The organism is Riemerella anatipestifer (genome assembly GCF_009932355.1).
In the GTDB taxonomy this organism is placed as follows: domain Bacteria; phylum Bacteroidota; class Bacteroidia; order Flavobacteriales; family Weeksellaceae; genus Riemerella; species Riemerella anatipestifer_E.
Genome location: NZ_LEKU01000009.1, coordinates 115,297 through 131,892, shown reverse-complemented (window position 1 = coordinate 131,892; position 16,596 = coordinate 115,297). Strand labels below are relative to the sequence as shown.

The 16,596-nt window shown below is 35.4% G+C and carries 25 protein-coding genes; 11 read left to right on the top strand and 14 right to left on the bottom strand.

Annotated features, from left to right (window positions below):
- Positions 1–108: 108 nt before the first annotated feature.
- From mscL to GXW81_RS04250, 11 genes are all read left to right on the top strand, one after another.
- Complete coding sequence (gene mscL / locus GXW81_RS04305; protein ID WP_161531336.1) at positions 109–480, top strand: large conductance mechanosensitive channel protein MscL; 372 nt, start codon at positions 109–111, stop codon at positions 478–480.
- A 74-nt stretch (positions 481–554) separates the two neighbouring features.
- Positions 555–1,211, top strand: a complete 657-nt coding sequence (locus tag GXW81_RS04300; RefSeq protein ID WP_161531335.1) for a YggS family pyridoxal phosphate-dependent enzyme — start codon at positions 555–557, stop codon at positions 1,209–1,211.
- A gap of 36 nt (positions 1,212–1,247) precedes the next feature.
- Positions 1,248–2,432 (top strand): sigma-54 dependent transcriptional regulator, encoded by a 1,185-nt coding sequence (locus GXW81_RS04295; protein ID WP_161531334.1) that lies wholly within the window; start codon positions 1,248–1,250, stop codon positions 2,430–2,432.
- A gap of 35 nt (positions 2,433–2,467) precedes the next feature.
- Positions 2,468–3,823, top strand: coding sequence for an MATE family efflux transporter (locus GXW81_RS04290; protein ID WP_161531333.1), 1,356 nt, complete (start codon positions 2,468–2,470; stop codon positions 3,821–3,823).
- A gap of 135 nt (positions 3,824–3,958) precedes the next feature.
- Positions 3,959–4,396, top strand: a complete 438-nt coding sequence (locus tag GXW81_RS04285) for a VOC family protein (protein WP_161531332.1) — start codon at positions 3,959–3,961, stop codon at positions 4,394–4,396.
- Between the two features lie 178 nt (positions 4,397–4,574).
- Positions 4,575–5,030: a hypothetical protein gene (locus GXW81_RS04280; RefSeq protein ID WP_161531331.1), complete on the top strand. Its 456-nt coding sequence runs from the start codon at positions 4,575–4,577 to the stop codon at positions 5,028–5,030.
- Between the two features lie 460 nt (positions 5,031–5,490).
- Entirely contained in the window at positions 5,491–5,970 is a 480-nt protein-coding gene (locus tag GXW81_RS04270) for a hypothetical protein (protein WP_161531330.1), read from the top strand.
- A gap of 65 nt (positions 5,971–6,035) precedes the next feature.
- Positions 6,036–6,584: a hypothetical protein gene (locus tag GXW81_RS04265; protein WP_161531329.1), complete on the top strand. Its 549-nt coding sequence runs from the start codon at positions 6,036–6,038 to the stop codon at positions 6,582–6,584.
- 24 nt (positions 6,585–6,608) lie between these two features.
- Positions 6,609–7,307: a hypothetical protein gene (locus tag GXW81_RS04260; protein WP_161531328.1), complete on the top strand. Its 699-nt coding sequence runs from the start codon at positions 6,609–6,611 to the stop codon at positions 7,305–7,307.
- Positions 7,308–7,418: 111 nt separating this feature from the next.
- Positions 7,419–8,051, top strand: a complete 633-nt coding sequence (locus GXW81_RS04255; RefSeq protein ID WP_161531327.1) for a hypothetical protein — start codon at positions 7,419–7,421, stop codon at positions 8,049–8,051.
- 26 nt (positions 8,052–8,077) lie between these two features.
- The gene (locus GXW81_RS04250) at positions 8,078–8,542 is read left to right on the top strand and encodes a M949_RS01915 family surface polysaccharide biosynthesis protein (protein ID WP_260393539.1); all 465 of its coding nucleotides are present in this window, start codon (positions 8,078–8,080) and stop codon (positions 8,540–8,542) included.
- A 100-nt stretch (positions 8,543–8,642) separates the two neighbouring features.
- Here GXW81_RS04250 and GXW81_RS04245 read toward each other — a convergent pair whose 3' ends face one another.
- From GXW81_RS04245 to GXW81_RS04190, 14 genes are all read right to left on the bottom strand, one after another.
- Positions 8,643–9,287, bottom strand: a complete 645-nt coding sequence (locus GXW81_RS04245; RefSeq protein WP_161531326.1) for a formyltransferase family protein — start codon at positions 9,285–9,287, stop codon at positions 8,643–8,645.
- A complete protein-coding gene (locus GXW81_RS10390; protein WP_260393542.1) occupies positions 9,274–9,774 on the bottom strand; it encodes a GNAT family N-acetyltransferase in 501 nt (166 codons plus the stop codon). Before GXW81_RS10390 ends, GXW81_RS04245 begins: the two co-directional genes overlap by 14 nt.
- Entirely contained in the window at positions 9,720–10,406 is a 687-nt protein-coding gene (locus GXW81_RS10385; RefSeq protein WP_221410753.1) for a hypothetical protein, read from the bottom strand. Before GXW81_RS10385 ends, GXW81_RS10390 begins: the two co-directional genes overlap by 55 nt.
- Positions 10,406–10,534 carry a hypothetical protein gene (locus tag GXW81_RS10485; protein WP_260310261.1) on the bottom strand — a complete coding sequence of 43 codons (129 nt, stop codon included), beginning with the start codon at positions 10,532–10,534 and terminating at the stop codon, positions 10,406–10,408. The genes GXW81_RS10385 and GXW81_RS10485 overlap by 1 nt, the downstream gene beginning before the upstream one ends.
- A 190-nt stretch (positions 10,535–10,724) precedes the next feature.
- Positions 10,725–11,291, bottom strand: a complete 567-nt coding sequence (locus GXW81_RS04235; RefSeq protein WP_161531325.1) for a hypothetical protein — start codon at positions 11,289–11,291, stop codon at positions 10,725–10,727.
- A 1-nt stretch (position 11,292) separates the two neighbouring features.
- Complete coding sequence (locus tag GXW81_RS04230) at positions 11,293–11,718, bottom strand: N-acetylmuramoyl-L-alanine amidase (protein WP_161531324.1); 426 nt, start codon at positions 11,716–11,718, stop codon at positions 11,293–11,295.
- On the bottom strand, positions 11,715–12,092 hold the full coding sequence (locus GXW81_RS04225) for a hypothetical protein (RefSeq protein ID WP_161531323.1): 378 nt from the start codon (positions 12,090–12,092) through the stop codon (positions 11,715–11,717). The genes GXW81_RS04230 and GXW81_RS04225 overlap by 4 nt, the downstream gene beginning before the upstream one ends.
- A 2-nt stretch (positions 12,093–12,094) precedes the next feature.
- On the bottom strand, positions 12,095–12,550 hold the full coding sequence (locus GXW81_RS04220; protein ID WP_161531322.1) for a hypothetical protein: 456 nt from the start codon (positions 12,548–12,550) through the stop codon (positions 12,095–12,097).
- 6 nt (positions 12,551–12,556) lie between these two features.
- Positions 12,557–13,786: a hypothetical protein gene (locus tag GXW81_RS04215; protein WP_161531321.1), complete on the bottom strand. Its 1,230-nt coding sequence runs from the start codon at positions 13,784–13,786 to the stop codon at positions 12,557–12,559.
- A gap of 18 nt (positions 13,787–13,804) precedes the next feature.
- Positions 13,805–14,632 (bottom strand): hypothetical protein, encoded by an 828-nt coding sequence (locus GXW81_RS04210; RefSeq protein ID WP_161531320.1) that lies wholly within the window; start codon positions 14,630–14,632, stop codon positions 13,805–13,807.
- The gene (locus GXW81_RS04205) at positions 14,625–15,146 is read right to left on the bottom strand and encodes a hypothetical protein (protein WP_161531319.1); all 522 of its coding nucleotides are present in this window, start codon (positions 15,144–15,146) and stop codon (positions 14,625–14,627) included. Before GXW81_RS04205 ends, GXW81_RS04210 begins: the two co-directional genes overlap by 8 nt.
- Positions 15,130–15,966, bottom strand: coding sequence for a nucleotidyltransferase (locus GXW81_RS04200; protein ID WP_161531318.1), 837 nt, complete (start codon positions 15,964–15,966; stop codon positions 15,130–15,132). The genes GXW81_RS04205 and GXW81_RS04200 overlap by 17 nt, the downstream gene beginning before the upstream one ends.
- 5 nt (positions 15,967–15,971) lie before the next feature.
- On the bottom strand, positions 15,972–16,259 hold the full coding sequence (locus tag GXW81_RS04195) for a hypothetical protein (protein WP_161531317.1): 288 nt from the start codon (positions 16,257–16,259) through the stop codon (positions 15,972–15,974).
- Positions 16,237–16,593, bottom strand: a complete 357-nt coding sequence (locus GXW81_RS04190) for a hypothetical protein (protein WP_161531316.1) — start codon at positions 16,591–16,593, stop codon at positions 16,237–16,239. Before GXW81_RS04190 ends, GXW81_RS04195 begins: the two co-directional genes overlap by 23 nt.
- Positions 16,594–16,596 lie beyond the last annotated feature (3 nt).

The window sequence follows — 16,596 nt, the reverse complement described above, 5'->3', positions numbered from 1 at the left end:
AAATATTTTTTAACAATTTTAGTTTTGATTATTATATTTTAATACTATTAACTAGGTTGATTAACATTTTTTTAATATCTTTGTGCGTAAGAAAATATAATAAATATTATGGGATTTATCAAAGAATTTAAAGAATTTGCTCTTAGAGGCAATGTTATCGACTTAGCTGTCGGTGTAATTATAGGAGGAGCTTTCGGAAAGATTGTAAACTCTTTTGTAGAAGATGTTATTACTCCAGCACTTCTAAGTCCAATGCTAGAAAAAATTGGAGCAGAAAATATAGCTCAACTAACTTGGAATGGTATTAAATATGGAAGTTTCCTTTCTGCTGTTATCAGTTTCTTATGTATAGCTTTTGTTTTGTTTGTAATGATTAAAGGTATTAACAAAATGAAGAAAGAAGAAAAAGTAGAAGAAGTTCCAGCTGGACCTACACAAGAAGAACTTTTAGCAGAAATAAGAGATTTACTAAAAAAATAATTTCAACAATATTTTTTCAACCGCCATATGGCGGTTTTTTTTATTTTTGCTCAATATTGTTATAATCTTATATTATGTCTATAGAAACTAATTATACCCAACTTGTATCACAAATTCCTAAAACTGTAAATCTTGTAGCGGTTTCTAAAACTTATCCAGTTGAAGATGTACAAAAAGTTTACAATTTGGGGCATAAAGTATTTGGAGAAAACAAAGTACAAGAGTTGGTTGCCAAACATACTGAGTTGCCAAGTGATATACAGTGGCATCTTATAGGGCATCTACAAACCAATAAGGTTAAATATATTGCTCCTTTTATACACACTATACAAAGTGTGGATTCGGAAAAGCTATTACACGAAATAGATAAACAAGCAGGAAAACACAAGAGAATCATCAATATTTTGCTTCAAGTTAAAATTGCAGAAGAAGATACCAAAACAGGTATGGAAATTAATGAAGTAAAAGAGTTATGTGTTAAAATAAAACAAGGCGAATTTCCTAATATCAAATTACAAGGGTTGATGGGAATGGCGACTTTTACCGATGATGAAACACTAATCAGAAGAGAATTTTCTTTTCTGAAGCAGTTATATGATTATCTTTCAGATTCTCATCAATTAAATATTCTATCAATGGGTATGAGTGGCGATTTTCCGTTGGCAATAGAATGCGGAGCTAATTCCATTAGAGTTGGGTCTGCCATATTTGGTGCGAGAAATTATCAATAATTTAGAATTTAATTTAAATATAACTATCTTTGTTCTATGCAAAAAATATTAATTGTAGAAGACGAAAAAGCTATTTCAGGTTTGCTTAAAAATATTCTTTCTGAGGAGGTTAAGGATTATGAAATTTTAGTAGCAGATGACGGATTAGAGGCCTATAAACTAATAGAAAAAGAAGATTTTTCTTTAGTAATATCCGATATAAAGATGCCTAAAGTATCAGGTACAGAACTTTTACAAAAAGCTTTAGAAATAAAACCAGATACTGCTTTTGTGATGATTTCTGCCCACGGAGATATCAATACAGCGGTACAATGTCTTAAGCAAGGTGCTTATGACTTTATAGAAAAGCCTATAGATCTCAACCGACTTATCACGAGTGTAAGAAATACTTTGGAGCGAAAGGAACTCAAAGCTTCTAATCAAATTTTAAAGAAGGAGAATACTCAACTTAAGAAAAAAGTAAATAAAAAATACCAAATGATTGGTAGTTCGGAGGCTCTTAAGAAAATCCAAAATATGATAGACAAAGTGGCTCCGTCTGATGCTAGAGTTCTCATTACTGGACCTAATGGTGCTGGTAAGGAGCTTGTCGCTCATGCTTTACATTCCCAAAGTGAACGCTCCAAAGGCCCCATGGTAGAAGTAAACTGTGCTGCAATACCTTCAGAATTGATAGAAAGCGAATTGTTCGGACACATGAAAGGCTCTTTTACGGGTGCTGTTAAGGATAAGTCTGGTAAGTTTGAACAAGCTAACGGAGGAACGATATTCTTAGATGAAATAGGTGATATGAGTTTGGTAGCACAAGCCAAGGTGCTCAGAGCTTTACAAGAACATAAGGTGTCCCCTGTGGGAAGCGACAAAGAAATAAAAATAGATGTAAGAGTTCTAGCCGCAACCAATAAAAACTTACAAAAAGAGATAGAGGAAGGACGATTTAGAGAAGATTTATACCACCGACTTTCGGTAATAGAAATACAAGTTCCTGCTCTTAATGATAGGAAAGAAGATATACCTCTACTTGTGGAACATTTTGCACAAAATATAGCTTCTGAGAATGGTAGTCCTGTGAAAGAATTTAGTAAGGAAGCTTTAAAAGCTCTTCAAAATTATGATTGGACGGGGAACATTCGTGAATTAAGAAATGTCGTGGAAAGGCTAATTATATTAGGCGAAAATCCTGTAAGCGAGAATGATATTTCCAACTTTGTTAAAAAGTAAAGGAAATATCAATCTTATAAATTTGTCATGATATTATGTCTTTCTTAGATACGGCTTATACCAAACGACTTATGAAACTTGCCTTACCTGTTATGCTAACACAGGTAGGGCAAGTTTCCGTTAATTTATTTGATAATATTATCGTAGGAAACTTACTAGGAGCCGACGCACTGGCTTCGGTTTCTTTAGCAAACGGTATATTTTTTTCTATTTTCGTAGTGGCTTTGGGATTTTCTTTAGCTATTCCTCCTTTGGTATCAGAAGCTCAAACTAGAGGAGACCATCAACAGATTAACCAAGTTTTTAGTCACGGACTTATTGTAAATGTTAGTATTGGGCTGCTTCTCATTCTGCTGATTTTTGGCATTAGTCCGTTGATGTATCATCTTGACCAACCTCCTCACATAATGCCCGATGCCGAAACCTACCTTAAAATAGTTGTGGTAAGTATTTTCCCCTTTATGATATTTCAAACTATGCGAGAGGTTTCAGAGGGACTTTCATTTACTATTGGAGTTACCAAGGCAACCATTATTGCTAATATAATCAATATTATTTTAAATTATATTTTGATAAAAGGCTTTTGGATTATCCCGAGTTTTGGAGTTGCTGGCTCGGCGTATGCCACACTCATTGCGAGAATATTCATGATGTTTTTTCTATTTTTCGTAATGAAAAAAGAGAAAGTGACTCGCCGATATATGGAAGACTTTAGTTTAAAACTAAGTTTACTTAAGAAACAAATGTTTACCAAACTCCTTAGGTTAGGATTTCCGATGTCTTTACAAATGTTTTTTGAGGTAACTGCATTTGCTGCGGCTGCTTTTATTTGTGGTAAAGTAAGTGCTAGAGATATTGCCGCTCATCAGATTGCGTTGAGTATGGCTTCCTTCACTTTTAATCTTTGTATAGGGTTTAGTGTAGCTTCTACCATTATGGTAGGTAATAAAGTAGGAGAAAAAAACTTTATCGAAGTAAGGAAAGTTGGCGTTAACAACCTGAAAATAGTATTTTTATTTATGCTAATTTGCGGTATGGTTTTCATATTTGGTAGAGAAATTCTTCCTACTTTCTTTACTAAAAAAGAAGAAGTGGAGGTATTATTAGCTTTAGCTTCTCAACTGATGATTATTGCCGCTCTTTTTCAACTTTCAGATGGTATTCAGGTTACAGCATTGGGGCTTTTGAGAGGATTGCAAGATGTTAAAATTCCTAGTTTTATTACATTCATAGCCTATTGGCTGATTACCTTACCACTAGGATATTATTTATGTATCAATCTAAATATGGGAGCTTTTGGGATGTGGATAGCTCTTGGGATTGGTCTAACGATTTCCGCTCTGTTACTCGTAAGACGTTTTTTAGTTAATAAAACATTGATGAAATTATAGCCAATTTTTGGGTTGTTATAAGTGGATATTTGTTCATTAAAAAATAGTGGTATCAGTAAGATAACAAAAAACAATGTTTATTCATCTTTTTTGTTTACCTTAGCTACAATTTTTGATAACAAATAATTTATAAAAATGACAACAGTAAACATCTATTTAAATTTTAATGGAAATTGTGAAGAAGCATTTAATTTCTATAAATCAGTGTTTGGGGGAGAATTTACCTATGTAGGGAAATTTGGTGATATGCCTCCACAAGAGGGAATGCCACCAATGAGTGAGGTGGATAAAAATAAAATTATGCACATAGGGCTTCCTATAGGAAATACCGTTTTAATGGGAAGTGATACAGGTGGAGAATGGGCACCATCTTTTCAGCAAGGAAATAATTTTTCAATAAATATTACTCCTGAAAGCAAAGAGGTCGCAGATAAACTATTTAATGGACTTTCTGCGGGAGGAAAGGTAACAATGCCGATGGCGGACACTTTTTGGGGAGCTTATTTTGGTATGTTTACAGATAAGTTTGGTATTAACTGGATGATAAATTTTGAATCTCAGAATAATCAATAAATTTGTAAAAGAAATGTTGCCAAAAGATAGAAAAACTTTTGGCATTTTTTTTAATCTGTCGTTTTACTGTTTATCCTTATAAATTTATTTTAAATTAGCAACATTGAAATTTGATATGCTGTTTTTTTAGAGAAAGCTAAAAAGGTGAAGATTATAACTTTTAATAAAATTAAAATAAATGAATTTTTCTAAAATATTTTATAGGCTTGTTCTTGGTGTGGTACCACTATTCGTAAATGCCCAAGATATAAAAGAAAACATAGCTATTGAAGGAGGTTATACCTATTTTAATAGAAGTTTTGCTGATGTTGGAGTAAAGTTTGCATTCGACAAAGATATAGTATTAGGTGGAAATGCTCTAGTAGGTGCTTCTAATGGTAAGCTTTTAGTCATACCCGAGATTAATGCAACAAAATATTTTGAATTCAAGAAAAATGATTTACCATTCACTTTTGTAAGGTTTAATGTTTCTCCAAAAACAGTTTCTCCTCAAGTTGGATTTAGCTATTTCTTCATAGAGTTTGGTGTGGGATATGGTTTTAGTTTTGATAAGTCTATCCACTACAGAACAGAAGGATTTAGAACACAACTGAATATCAATATTCCTTTAAAATTTAACCTGAGAATAATGTAGAAGTAACAAATGGTAAATTAAAAAGGTCATTCTGAATAGCGGTAATTTTTAATGAAAGCAACAAAAGCAAGAGCCTTTATATAAATTTAATTCTTATGAAAAAAATAATATTAGTCCTGTTTTTGATTTTTAGTTTGTCCGATGTATTCGCCCAGTTTGCTGTCGTGAATGATAAGGACGGCTGGGTAAATATAAGAAATAGAGAGCAAAAGAGTTAAAATTATAGATACTTTACCAAATGGACATATGATATATTGGTATGGTCCCAGTAAACCTAACGAGAAGAGTTGGGATTTTGTTCAATATGTTAAAAATGGAAAAGAAGATTTTGAAGGGAACATTTACAAAGATCGATATAAGTAGGGTTTCGGACTTTTTACCATTGAAAATTTGATATGTTGTTTTTTAAAGAAAGCTAAAAAAGATGAAGATTATAACTTCTAATAAAATTACAAAATAAATGAATTTTTCCAAAAGATTTTATGTGCTTGTTCTTGGTGTAGCACCACTATTAGTAAATGCTCAAAATACACTATTAAGAAATTCTCCAGATATAAAAGAAAAAATAGTTATTGAAGGAGGTTATACCTATTTTAATAGAAGTTTTGCTGATGTTGGAGTAATGTTTTTATTTAACAAAGAATCTATAATGGTAGGTGGAAATGCACTAGTAGGTGCTTCTAATGGTAAGCTTTTAGTTATTCCAGAGATTAATGCAACGAAATATTTTTTCAATAAAGGTGATTTACCATTAACCTTTGTAAGGTTCAATGTTTCTCCAAAAACAGTTGCTCCACAAGTTGGATTTAGCTGTTTCTTCATAGAGTTTAGTGTGGGGTATGGTTTTAGTTTTGATAATTCTATCCACTACAGAACAGAAGGATTTAGAACACAATTGAATATCAATATTCCTTTAAGATTTAACATGACAATAATGTAGAATTAAAAGGATATAGTTTACAAAGTGAGTAAACAAAAAATATCAACTAAACTTAAAATTTTAAAATGAAAAAAATAATCATTACTGCCATTTCGTTCTTTTTTATCTTGGAATCCTGCAATGAGAAAAAAGAAGTAACAAATAGTACCGAAATAAAATCAGTTAAAACTGCTGATGCACTAGTGAAAACCGAGAAAACTGAAGATACTATAATACTCTCTACAAAACACAATCCTAATTTTATTTTATGTGATTTGGATGGTGATGGCTCATCAGATAGAGTAGAAATAGTTTTGAATAAGAAGAATGAAAAGTATGGTTTGAAAATTACCTTTGGAAATGGTAAAATAGAGTATCTAGGCTTAGGAAAAGAGGTTTTGGGACAAGGTTTTGACGATATGAATTGGGTAGACATTTTTGAAAAAGCTCCTAAAGGGGAGGTTTATTTTAATAATGTAAATGATGAGGGAGATATTATAAGTGAAGAAGAGGTTAAAGAAAGTGATAAAATTAGATTACCTAATGATGGTATCTTCATCCATGCGGAGGAATCTTGCGGAGGAGGAGTAATCTATCTAAATAAGGGTAAATTTGAATGGATACAGCAAGAATAAAACCTTTATATAAATTTAATTCTTATGAAAAAAACAATATCAGCCCTGTTTTTGATTTTTAGTTTGTCCGATGTATTTGCCCAGTTTGCTGTCGTGAGTGATAAGGACGGTTGGGTAAATATAAGAAATAGAGAGCAAAAGGGTAAAATTATAGATACCTTACCGAATGGACACATGATCTATTGGTATGGTCCCAGTGAACCTAACGAGGATAATTGGGGTTTTGTTCAATATGTTAAAAATGGAAAAAACCTTGAAGGGGATATTTACAAAGATCGATATAAGTGGGTTTCGGACTTTTCACCATTGAAAATTTCAAAGAAAACAGCTAACTCTGTAACTCTAAAGCAAGAGGCTATTACTGTAACTGTTACAAAGTCCAACTTTGATAAGAAGAAACATAAATTTACCTATTTTAAGGATAATCCAACCATTCTATCTCATATTGATGGTAAGGCTCCTTGGGGGACCGATGGCAACCTACCGAAAGCACAATATGAAAAAATTAGCGTCCGTATTGGGGATAAAACGCTTATCTTACCAAAAGCAGCTTTAGAAAACGTGTATGACCCTTATCTTGATGGTGTAGAAGCTAATTATGATAAACAGAATGATACCCTGTATATTCAAGCAATAAATGGGGATGGTGCGGGCACCTGTCTTATTATTTGGAAAATTGAAAAAGGAGCCTATAAAGACCGACTAATCGTTAACGGATTTTGAATGAAAATAACAGCTTTGCAAAAGGTGGGGTTTAGGGAATGATAGAGAATTTTGTGCTATTTAGTCTTTTTTGTTTTTCTCATTATTGTATTTTTTAATATTAGAAATTCGATGAAAAAATTTTTGTTGTTTTTTGTAGTATGTTTTATTTCCTGTCAGAATTCTAAATTCGTTAACAAAGGTAAACCTACTTCGGTTAAAGAAATTAGATCTTCCGAAAAGGAGAAGGAAATGCAAACCGTTATCATCAATATTATTAAAGCCTATCAGAATAAAGATGAAAAGGCTTTAAATAAGCTTATCCCTAAAAAGTTTGGGATCACCTTTCTGTTTCGTATGGGAGCTCAGGATAATATCGCTAATGTTAAAAAAATTTCTTTTGCTAAGCCCGTTCCCAATTATTTGCCTTTTGACCCTAATATCATAACTGACTATAAAATTACCCAAGAAAAACTACCGATATATAGTTGTGAAACCGAAAGCTGGAATAAACCTGCGGGAATTTATATCGACCTTAATCAAAAAGAATCTTTATTTTCTGAAATTGCAAAGTTTGAAAATGCTAACTTTGATGAGAAACCATGGTCCGATAGTGAGGTTAAAAAACTGGAAACCATAGAGAGAAACAGTCATAAAGTCATTGTGATTGGGCAAAACCAAAAGGAATTTATTTTCTATATTGGCTATTTCGATAATATATGGTATTTAACGGCTATCGACCGATTTGAGGTTTGCTCCGCATAAAATCAACACAATAAATTGGAGGTGAAATGAATTATTTTAAATTGTTAATCGCTCTTGTATTATTGTCTTGTAATACGACAGAGAGTAAAAAAGAAGAAAAGGAAATACCAACAGAAGGTATCTCGGAAAAATTAGAAAAGAAGGAAAAGTTTGAAATTTCTTACGAAAAACTTTCAGATAAATCTATTCCTGAGGGGATTTCTTTTGAAGGCAAGGTAAAAGAGGTTGCTAGAGTAGAGGATTTACAGGGAGAGCATATAATCCTGTTAACAGAAACGGGTATTGTTCCCAGCAAAAAGGTGATCAACGCAGACTATGAAAAAGATGCAAAAATTTTCGTGTATGATTATCTCTACGATAAAGACGAAAATAAATATAAATTAAACTGGAAAGTGCAAGATTTCATTTTGAATTGCGAGTTTGATTTATCTATGAATTTCGTTAAGGATACTTTTAAAATCACGGATTTAAACCATAATGGTATCGTATAATCGGCAAAACCAAATGTACAATTTTTTAATTTGAAATGTACATTTTTTCGCACAATTTAAAAGCTCTTTAAATGTTCTTTAAAGAGCTTTTTGTTAAGAATTATTTATGTTCTATCATTAATAAGTCTGGCTTATATATATCCTTCACATCTGTTGACGGTTCAAAGGTACTAAACCTCCCATCTTGGGGCTTTCGGATTACAACCCCGCCTAGAATATCTTTTAGAGCTTTTTCATATAGTCTAATCCCCATAGGGCAAAGCTCGTCTTTCCATAACTTTAACGCTCCTTCTTTGGGATTCAAATAGTATTCTGGAGGAATGAAACGCCAATCCTGATAAGCAATATCGCCTCTATCTATTCCCGCGTTTAGCCAAAAGATAGTGCCGCCTGTAATAGCATCATTCATTCGGATTGCCCACTCAATAGCTGAACGCCCACGGTGTCGTGGCAATAAACTCGGATGATACCCAAGCCAACCCAAGCGAGGTATATATCTTGTTTTCTTACCTATATAATCAAACGAGTGAGCCGTAATACCCAAATCACACTCGGGCATTATATCAGCTCTTAGCGTACCTGCTGGAATGATTGGAACACTCCAAGTCCTCGCCGCCTTGCCCAAATATTTGTCATCAAGCGGACAACACACTCCAACTACTTCAATACCTAATTTTAAACAAAGGCGGAAAACCATTTCTCCAAAATATTTCTGCCCCGATATAAATACTCTAAACTTTTTCATTCCCTAAATATTTAAACGCTTGAACGGCTCTAAAATGACCGCCATAGCCCCCACTTATTTTCTTTCCGCTACTCATTCCTTTAGCCGTCTTTTGTAAAGATTTTGCGGCTCTTACCTTATTGTCTCCGTAAAGTTTTGCTCCCGTCTGAACCCATTTACTAGAATGTCTTAAATAACCGCATAGTTGCGGGTGCGAGGTATGGAAAAAAGTATGATACTCTCTATTGCACCGCCCTTTTCCTTCTAAATGGTACTGCATAATTTCGTTCAGAAAAGCCGTCCCAACACCGGCACCCTGCCACTCGGGCATTACTACCAGTCGCGTAGCTCTATAAGCCTTAGCCGTAAACATTGGACAAACCGCTACATGGCACACCAACTCTCCGTCAACCGTTCCAACAAAATACTCGGCACAAGGTGGATGTTTTAAATCTAAATAATAATGCTCTTTAAAAAATTTCCAGTAACTTCCGTTGACCTTCCAAATGTCAAGTTGGATAGGCGGTCGCTTTTGGACTTTTTTTTTACTTCCGATACTCTCGTATCATATACCCAATCTGGGCGCAGCCATTCGATAATATCATAATGGCAAGACAGTAGTATTATTTGCTTTTTCCCTTTTCGTCTCCACGCTTTAGCAAAGGCAGATGCCCCGATTTTCGCTATTTGTCTATCTACTACAGAGGTAAACTCGTCTACTACGATTTTATCCTTGTCCTCACAAATAAGGCGTGCCAATCCCGCACGGAATTGCTCGCCGTTACTTAAGACCTTGAACGGCCTTAGCCAAGCGGGCACATCTCCCAAACCAACCGCGGATAACGCCGAAGTAACCTCATTCATAGATTTTTCAGGTGTAATGTCTTCTACAATAGGAATATCAGAACGCCAACCATCGGAAAGGTTAATAATACCGTTATCCCAAATTTGTTTTCCTATGGAAGTTTTACCGCTTCCCGAAGGACCAACAATAAGTCCTATTTGCCAGTCGTCTCCCTCTATTGGAAGCTCGGCGATATGCTCCCATTCGTGTCCGCTCTCCGCGTTGAATAGCGATTTTACCTTTTCCGCCCTAAAACTCTTAAAATCTTTGCAGCTGTGTTTTACTTCAATTTTCATTATACGCTTACTACTTTTAAATCGTTAAACCCTAATTCTTTTAGTTTTTCAAAAACTTTCTTTTGCTCCTCCTCGCTACTACACTTCACAAGGACGGCGTGTTGCTCTTTGTAATTAAATTTTGCCATTGTATAATTATTTACGATTATTCTTATATTTGCAACGCCACATCTTAAAACACAGATACCCGAAAGCAACAGAAAACATATAGTGTTCTCCGTAGCCTTCGGGTGTGTTTTATAAAGATGTGGCGTCTTTAAAAGCGGAGGACACTTTTATTTATCGCCGTCCTCCTTTTTGGCGATGTTTTATTGGTCTTTAAATCTTTTTTAAACGGCTTTTAAACCACCTAAAAAGACCTGCCCGTTCGCATATCCATATAATAGCTATTAGCAACAGTAACCAAAGTGCATATTTAAAATTATTAGCCAGCTTATTGCCCTCTATACGCATCTGTTCCTGTTCTCGCTTTAGCTGTTTTATTCGCAACTCTTGTTTTTCTGAAAGCTCTTTTAATTGTGCGTATTGGCTCTCAAAATCCGTTGCCTTTTTATTTTCTGTACTATCCTTTATTGCCTTACCTTCTGTATAGGTGGCATTCCGAACCTCTAAGGTTCTGAAAGGCCTACCCTCTCTATATTCCGTGAGGCGTGCAGGTTGGGTAGTATCTTGGCTTTTAAGTGTGAAGTTGTAATTAAATAACTCCACTTTTTTAATCGCCTCCTGCGCCTGCTCTCTTTGGTTCTGCACCCGCTCGGTATTCTCAACCATTTCTGTTTTAGTTTTCTGGACACTTTCTGTTTTGATATCCATTTTTGTTTTTTGAGTTTTGCAACCCACCGCCAATAAGGCGATAGATAGCACTAATAATAATTTTCTAAGCATCTTAAATGTTTTTGTATTCGTTTTTTACATCAAAGCTGGGGCAAGCTTTCTTTACACTTGGAAAATCCCTATGCCCTAATATTTTAGCATTTGGGTAAAGCTTTCGTAAATCTTTTAATAGTTTTATCATTGTTTCTTTTTGTTGTGGTGTTCGGGTGTCTTTTGGTTTTCCTGAGGCATCTACACCGCCTACATATGCCATACCTATACTACTTCGATTAAACCCTTTTACATGGGCTGGCACTAAATCCACATCACGCCCTAACTCCAGCGTTCCGTCCAACTTTATTACATAATTATAGCCTATGCCAGACCAGCCTATTTTTTTATGCCAGCTGTCTATATCTCTAGCTGTGAAATTCTTCCCCTCTGGAGTTGCCGTGCAATGAATTACTATATAATCTATTCTTCTTTTACTTTTTTTCATTTTCCGTATGCTTTTCTTGAGTGATTTCTTTCAATTAAAAATAATATGAGATTAAGAACTGCACCCGTACGACTCATAGTCATTTCGTGGTCTTGTTGACCTAAATCGGCAGACAATGTTCTTTTATTAACCCCTATTTTAGCTCCCTCTTTGGTTTTTAGTGTAGCGTTCCAGAGCGTGCGATACTCCGAACATAGATAAACATCTTTTCGTATAGCAGATTCTTTAAAGTAGTTTGAAATACCGATTAAAGCATTTTTAAATCCCTTTTTTCTCCAATCTTTTACAAATACTACAATCACATTTATAGGCATCAGCAGTATCTCCAATACCGGAGCTATTAAGAATAATAATAGATTGATAATTAGTTTCATTTTTAAATATTTAGAAGTTTATCGAAAAATTTAACTCTGTCATTTAGGATAATATGTCTCCTTAATAAATCTACCAGATTAGGTGCTTTTTTAGCGGTTATTATACCAAAGAAATAGTCAAAACTGGGTTTCTTTATATAAGGCTCTTTTTGATTATCGGTCCTAGTATCTTCGCCATCTGTGGGTGCCTCCATATATTGAGGGTTGGGTATCGGATTATCTTCTTCGTCTCTAACAGTAGAGGTATCTTTATTAGTTATAATCCAATCTTTAATTTTATTTTGAAATGCCGCCGTTACATCTTTCCCCTCTTGGTTGGTATCATAATATTTTATTTCGGCGTCTATTACTATTTGGGAAAATTTACCCTGTATTGAAATATTCTCCACTATTACCTCTCTTTTTATATTTGGAAATAATGGGTGATTGCTGATTGGTTGTACTACTATTATTTTCATATTTTTTTAATCTAAAATTTTATAGCTCATTTTACAATTTACATCATTAAACCCTTTCATAACTATAGCGGGCGTGTAATCTCCTAAGTCCTGTCTAGCATCTGCCGTGTCGTATATGGTTCTTCTTGAAGTGGTCATCATTGTTGTAATTGTATTATCTATTTTTATCATCAAACACTCAAAGTCTTGTCTAGACATATCGCCTAAAGATGCACTTCCTGTGATAGTCTGGCTACCGCCCCAACTACTTCCTTTAATGCCGTAAGACACTATATCTGAATCGCCCTGTACGATACCTATTTTCACTCTATCCTCAGAGTGAAGAGATTCACTAAATGAACCTACCTGGATTCTTAAAATCCAGTTTTGATTTCTAGGTAATATTTTTTTTGATTTTAACGATAATAAATAGTCACTTCCTCCGATAAAGCCCTCCCAGAGGTTTATTTTGTTACTGGTGATGATACTTATATCACCGCTCGCAGATACTACTTTTCCTATATCTACATCGTCCTTAGTTTTCAGATTGAAATCTGTGTCTACCAACTTGGTAAATGTCATGCTACTGTATGTTTTCATAATATTTTTTAGCTCCTCCAGAAAAGAAGGTGTGTAAAATGTGTTATTAGACGGGAAAATATGATTTATATTTACATTCATTGTGGCGTTGATAGGGCTGCCAGATACCGTAACCTCCGAAGGAATATTGACAACCACATCTGCCTCATCACTTACAACTAATTCGCCTTTATCGTTAGTTTTTATTTTTTTATTGAATGAACTATCAGAGGCTCTATTTTCTAGTCCTTTAATCTGAAATTTAGCATTAGAAATATCTAAAACACGCACAACCCCTTCAGGCACTTTCAAGTCTGAATTTCCTATGTTTTTACCACTGTTTTCTAAAAGCGTCGCTATTTGCTCTTTGGTGTGGACATTACCTTCTACATCGCCACTATCTACGGTAGCTATGTTAGAGGGAAGCTCTCCAACGCCTAATGCTTCTTTCCAAGAGATGATATTTTCTTCCGTTAGTCCCGAAGCATCTTTCTCCGCTTTTCCGTTTAATTGGCTTGCATCCGCCTTATTAGCCAAGCTATCGTCAAGCCCTTCTATCTGTTGTTGAGGGATTTTCTCGCTCTTATGAAAATAGCTATCTTGCCACGCCCAAAATTGCTCTTGGGTAGGTTTTAGGTTGTTGCGGAACCAGTTCTTTATTGTATTTTTATCTGTCATTGTTTTAGTTTTTGGATATTAGACGCCAACAAATTCAATAAAGCGAATGACGCGGTAAGGAGGCATGTTGTTGTGGGGCTTATTACCTCCTGTTGCCTCTATGCCCGTGTGTTTGAAATCACGCCCTCCGTGTACAGACAATGCATTTGTGTTACCTGTTCCCACTCTGTCTCTTTGAAACCCCATCGTGTGGGTATGGCTCGGCATTTCTTCTACGGTAAGAGTATGATATCTTTCCCCACCTTCGTAGCCTATTTCATTTAGGTGCGAGTTGAGACCCTCTCGGTCAAAATTGTAATCTGGGTCTTGTCCAATAGGGAATTTACCTCTAAGCGGCACATACTCTCGCCAACCTTCTGGAATAGGCTCACTCGCAGGCTTGCCCCAAATAGCTATTAAGCCAATAGGAATAGGGTATTTTTTGTCTTCTAGCGCCTTTATTCTATCCTCTAAGCTCTTTTTGAAAGTAGCTATTTCAGTGGTTGGGAATACCCTTTTGAAATTTTCCCAGCGATAAGTTTGCTCGGGCGTTGATGAGCCAAAAGTGGCGTATCTTTCGGCATATACAGGCTTGGCGATTTTGTCTTTGAACTCTCGCTTAGTAACGATTTCTTTGATAATAACATTATTACCAATGCTTCCACCTTTAAAAGGGTAAAGTTCTCCGCCTATACTTACATAACCATCCGAAACTTGCGAGCCTGTAACCTCACAACCTTTAATAATAGCTAAATCTCCAGCCAAGCCTGTAAGCCCATTAAATACGCTCCAGCCTTTCTGGGCTTCCGCCAAAGTGTCGGTATAGAGAGGGAAGCCATCCGTCCCATTTAATATTAGTCTATCCATTTTTTAGTATTATTTTGTATTTTTTACTTGCTAGCTTGTAATAATCCACCACAGCTTCTATGGCGTAGAAACGATACTCGCCAAAGTCTACCTCGGTCTTTTCGTTATTCCAAACTTCTAGCGGTATCTCTATTAAAAAATCTACACCTCCTTTCTTGGAAACGCCCTCGGAATAGAGGTAGATATTTGTATTAGGAGCTGGATTTATAAACCTTGGCGTTCTTTCTGCCTCAGAAAAAATGTAAAAAGGCTCTTTTCTATCCACATCTACAATTCTTATTCTTCGCTCCGAAACATCAAATCTATCGTTCAAAACTTTTTCAATAGAGCAAACTTGTGCGGTGTGTTCTAGCTTGTACAAGTCTTCCGCTCTCTCAGATAAAAACCTTTCCTGTATAGGTTTTACAGGAGACAATAAGCATCTCAACCACGCCATAAATCGCTCTTTTCTTAAAAAGGTTGGCGTTAGCAATACGGCTAATTTCTCTATATCTATATTATATATTTGGGACATATTCTACGGTTAGATTAGTTAGTTTAAAATAGCCACTATTGGGTATTACTCTTGTGTTTATGGTTTTAAACCCCGCATCATCCACCCATTTAGTCTCCGCTAGATAAATTTCTGGGATAGCTACACCTTTGACCTTTTGCAAGTGGTCGGTCAAATGGGCTAAAATCAGCTCTCCATTAAAAGGAAGTTGCTTTAAATACTCTTTAACCGCATTTTCAACAGGTGTCCCTTCCTTTCCGTCGGGTTGAATGTAATGACCATCTTTTTTAATAAGCAAAGGGTCATAATAAACTTTTAAACCGAGAGATAGTAAGTCTGGTTCTGCATTGATAATCCTTACTTCAACGCCTCCAGGCTTTATCCTGCTTATATAGTAGGTGAAAGAGCTCTCTTGTTCGTCATTAATTCTCCGTTGTTCGCCGTCAATTTCTGTAGCTATTTTCAGCACTAAAACGCCCTCCACCTCGTTAATGGCGGCATACTTGATAATTTTGGAGGCTTCAACCTCCTGCGGATCTTTTCCTGTATTGTCGTAAAAATCCTTACCGTCAACCAATTTAAAAGCATCTCCATACTGAAACTTTAGAGCCATATCTCTGTACCAAGGCAATGAAAAAACTCTTTGAGTTCTAAGTTTCTCGTTGATTTCTTCTCTATGAGTGTCAAAAAGTTTCTCCAATACCCAAATCGCAAATGCCGTAATGAATATCCATAATCTCCAAATAGATGTCTTGCTTGAACTGTTAAGCTCCTGCAAAGCTGGCTCATTTGCCTTTGCGGTTAGTATTTCGTTCTGTATTTCTTCTATCGTTCTTGCCATTTTTTTCAACTTACTTTAAAGTCAATACCTATTGCCCAACAGCCTATTCCAGAACACTTCTCCACAACTTCTGTTATGGCTGTGGCAGGCTGGATAACTTTAGCGATATAATAGCTTAGGATATCTCTATCTGTCTTAATCCCTTCGGGTAGTTGTAGAACCGTACCAGCTTGTACATCGTCGGTTATTGCTAAATTGTTTGCCATTGCCAATTCAAAAACACCTTCTATGGTGCCTGTGTGCTGTAGGCATACATCTAACAAGGTTTGATTATGTAGGGCTGTTATTTGCATATTGTTTTAGTTTATTTCTAAGCTCTGTGTTTTCTGCTTTCAAGTTGGCGATTACTCTTTTATGTAACTTTATTTCGTCTTCAAGAAGCTGTACCTTTCTGTTGTGCATTTCTTCAAACTCCTTGTACTTCGCCTCATAGCGAGCTTGAAGGTCATTGAGCATATCTTGGTACAAATCGACTTTTTTTCGCTCGTTTTCGATTTCTATACTTTCGTTTGCTACGGCTATTCCCCTCGTTTCCTCGTTGCGTTTTCTTCGCTCCAAAATCCAACCAAGCCCTGTAATTGCAGAGCCACCTCCAAATAATAGAGTAATCCAATCCTGTATATTCATGTT

What these genes read in the sequence shown, in the direction of transcription:
- GXW81_RS04295 (WP_161531334.1), top strand. Translation starts at nt 1,248, where the DNA reads ATGCAAAAAATATTAATTGTAGAAGACGAAAAAGCTATTTCAGGTTTG.
- GXW81_RS04220 (WP_161531322.1), bottom strand. Translation starts at nt 12,550, where the DNA reads ATGAAAATAATAGTAGTACAACCAATCAGCAATCACCCATTATTTCCA.
- GXW81_RS04260 (WP_161531328.1), top strand. Translation starts at nt 6,609, where the DNA reads ATGAAAAAAACAATATCAGCCCTGTTTTTGATTTTTAGTTTGTCCGAT.
- GXW81_RS04195 (WP_161531317.1), bottom strand. Translation starts at nt 16,259, where the DNA reads ATGCAAATAACAGCCCTACATAATCAAACCTTGTTAGATGTATGCCTA.
- GXW81_RS04225 (WP_161531323.1), bottom strand. Translation starts at nt 12,092, where the DNA reads ATGAAACTAATTATCAATCTATTATTATTCTTAATAGCTCCGGTATTG.
- GXW81_RS04230 (WP_161531324.1), bottom strand. Translation starts at nt 11,718, where the DNA reads ATGAAAAAAAGTAAAAGAAGAATAGATTATATAGTAATTCATTGCACG.
- GXW81_RS04300 (WP_161531335.1), top strand. Translation starts at nt 555, where the DNA reads ATGTCTATAGAAACTAATTATACCCAACTTGTATCACAAATTCCTAAA.
- GXW81_RS10485 (WP_260310261.1), bottom strand. Translation starts at nt 10,534, where the DNA reads ATGGCAAAATTTAATTACAAAGAGCAACACGCCGTCCTTGTGAAGTGT.
- GXW81_RS04205 (WP_161531319.1), bottom strand. Translation starts at nt 15,146, where the DNA reads ATGTCCCAAATATATAATATAGATATAGAGAAATTAGCCGTATTGCTA.
- GXW81_RS04200 (WP_161531318.1), bottom strand. Translation starts at nt 15,966, where the DNA reads ATGGCAAGAACGATAGAAGAAATACAGAACGAAATACTAACCGCAAAG.
- GXW81_RS04285 (WP_161531332.1), top strand. Translation starts at nt 3,959, where the DNA reads ATGACAACAGTAAACATCTATTTAAATTTTAATGGAAATTGTGAAGAA.
- GXW81_RS04270 (WP_161531330.1), top strand. Translation starts at nt 5,491, where the DNA reads ATGAATTTTTCCAAAAGATTTTATGTGCTTGTTCTTGGTGTAGCACCA.
- GXW81_RS04210 (WP_161531320.1), bottom strand. Translation starts at nt 14,632, where the DNA reads ATGGATAGACTAATATTAAATGGGACGGATGGCTTCCCTCTCTATACC.
- GXW81_RS04280 (WP_161531331.1), top strand. Translation starts at nt 4,575, where the DNA reads ATGAATTTTTCTAAAATATTTTATAGGCTTGTTCTTGGTGTGGTACCA.
- GXW81_RS04245 (WP_161531326.1), bottom strand. Translation starts at nt 9,287, where the DNA reads ATGAAAAAGTTTAGAGTATTTATATCGGGGCAGAAATATTTTGGAGAA.
- GXW81_RS04290 (WP_161531333.1), top strand. Translation starts at nt 2,468, where the DNA reads ATGTCTTTCTTAGATACGGCTTATACCAAACGACTTATGAAACTTGCC.
- GXW81_RS04255 (WP_161531327.1), top strand. Translation starts at nt 7,419, where the DNA reads ATGAAAAAATTTTTGTTGTTTTTTGTAGTATGTTTTATTTCCTGTCAG.
- GXW81_RS04250 (WP_260393539.1), top strand. Translation starts at nt 8,078, where the DNA reads ATGAATTATTTTAAATTGTTAATCGCTCTTGTATTATTGTCTTGTAAT.
- GXW81_RS04190 (WP_161531316.1), bottom strand. Translation starts at nt 16,593, where the DNA reads ATGAATATACAGGATTGGATTACTCTATTATTTGGAGGTGGCTCTGCA.
- GXW81_RS04235 (WP_161531325.1), bottom strand. Translation starts at nt 11,291, where the DNA reads ATGCTTAGAAAATTATTATTAGTGCTATCTATCGCCTTATTGGCGGTG.
- GXW81_RS04265 (WP_161531329.1), top strand. Translation starts at nt 6,036, where the DNA reads ATGAAAAAAATAATCATTACTGCCATTTCGTTCTTTTTTATCTTGGAA.
- GXW81_RS04215 (WP_161531321.1), bottom strand. Translation starts at nt 13,786, where the DNA reads ATGACAGATAAAAATACAATAAAGAACTGGTTCCGCAACAACCTAAAA.
- GXW81_RS10385 (WP_221410753.1), bottom strand. Translation starts at nt 10,406, where the DNA reads ATGAAAATTGAAGTAAAACACAGCTGCAAAGATTTTAAGAGTTTTAGG.
- mscL (WP_161531336.1), top strand. Translation starts at nt 109, where the DNA reads ATGGGATTTATCAAAGAATTTAAAGAATTTGCTCTTAGAGGCAATGTT.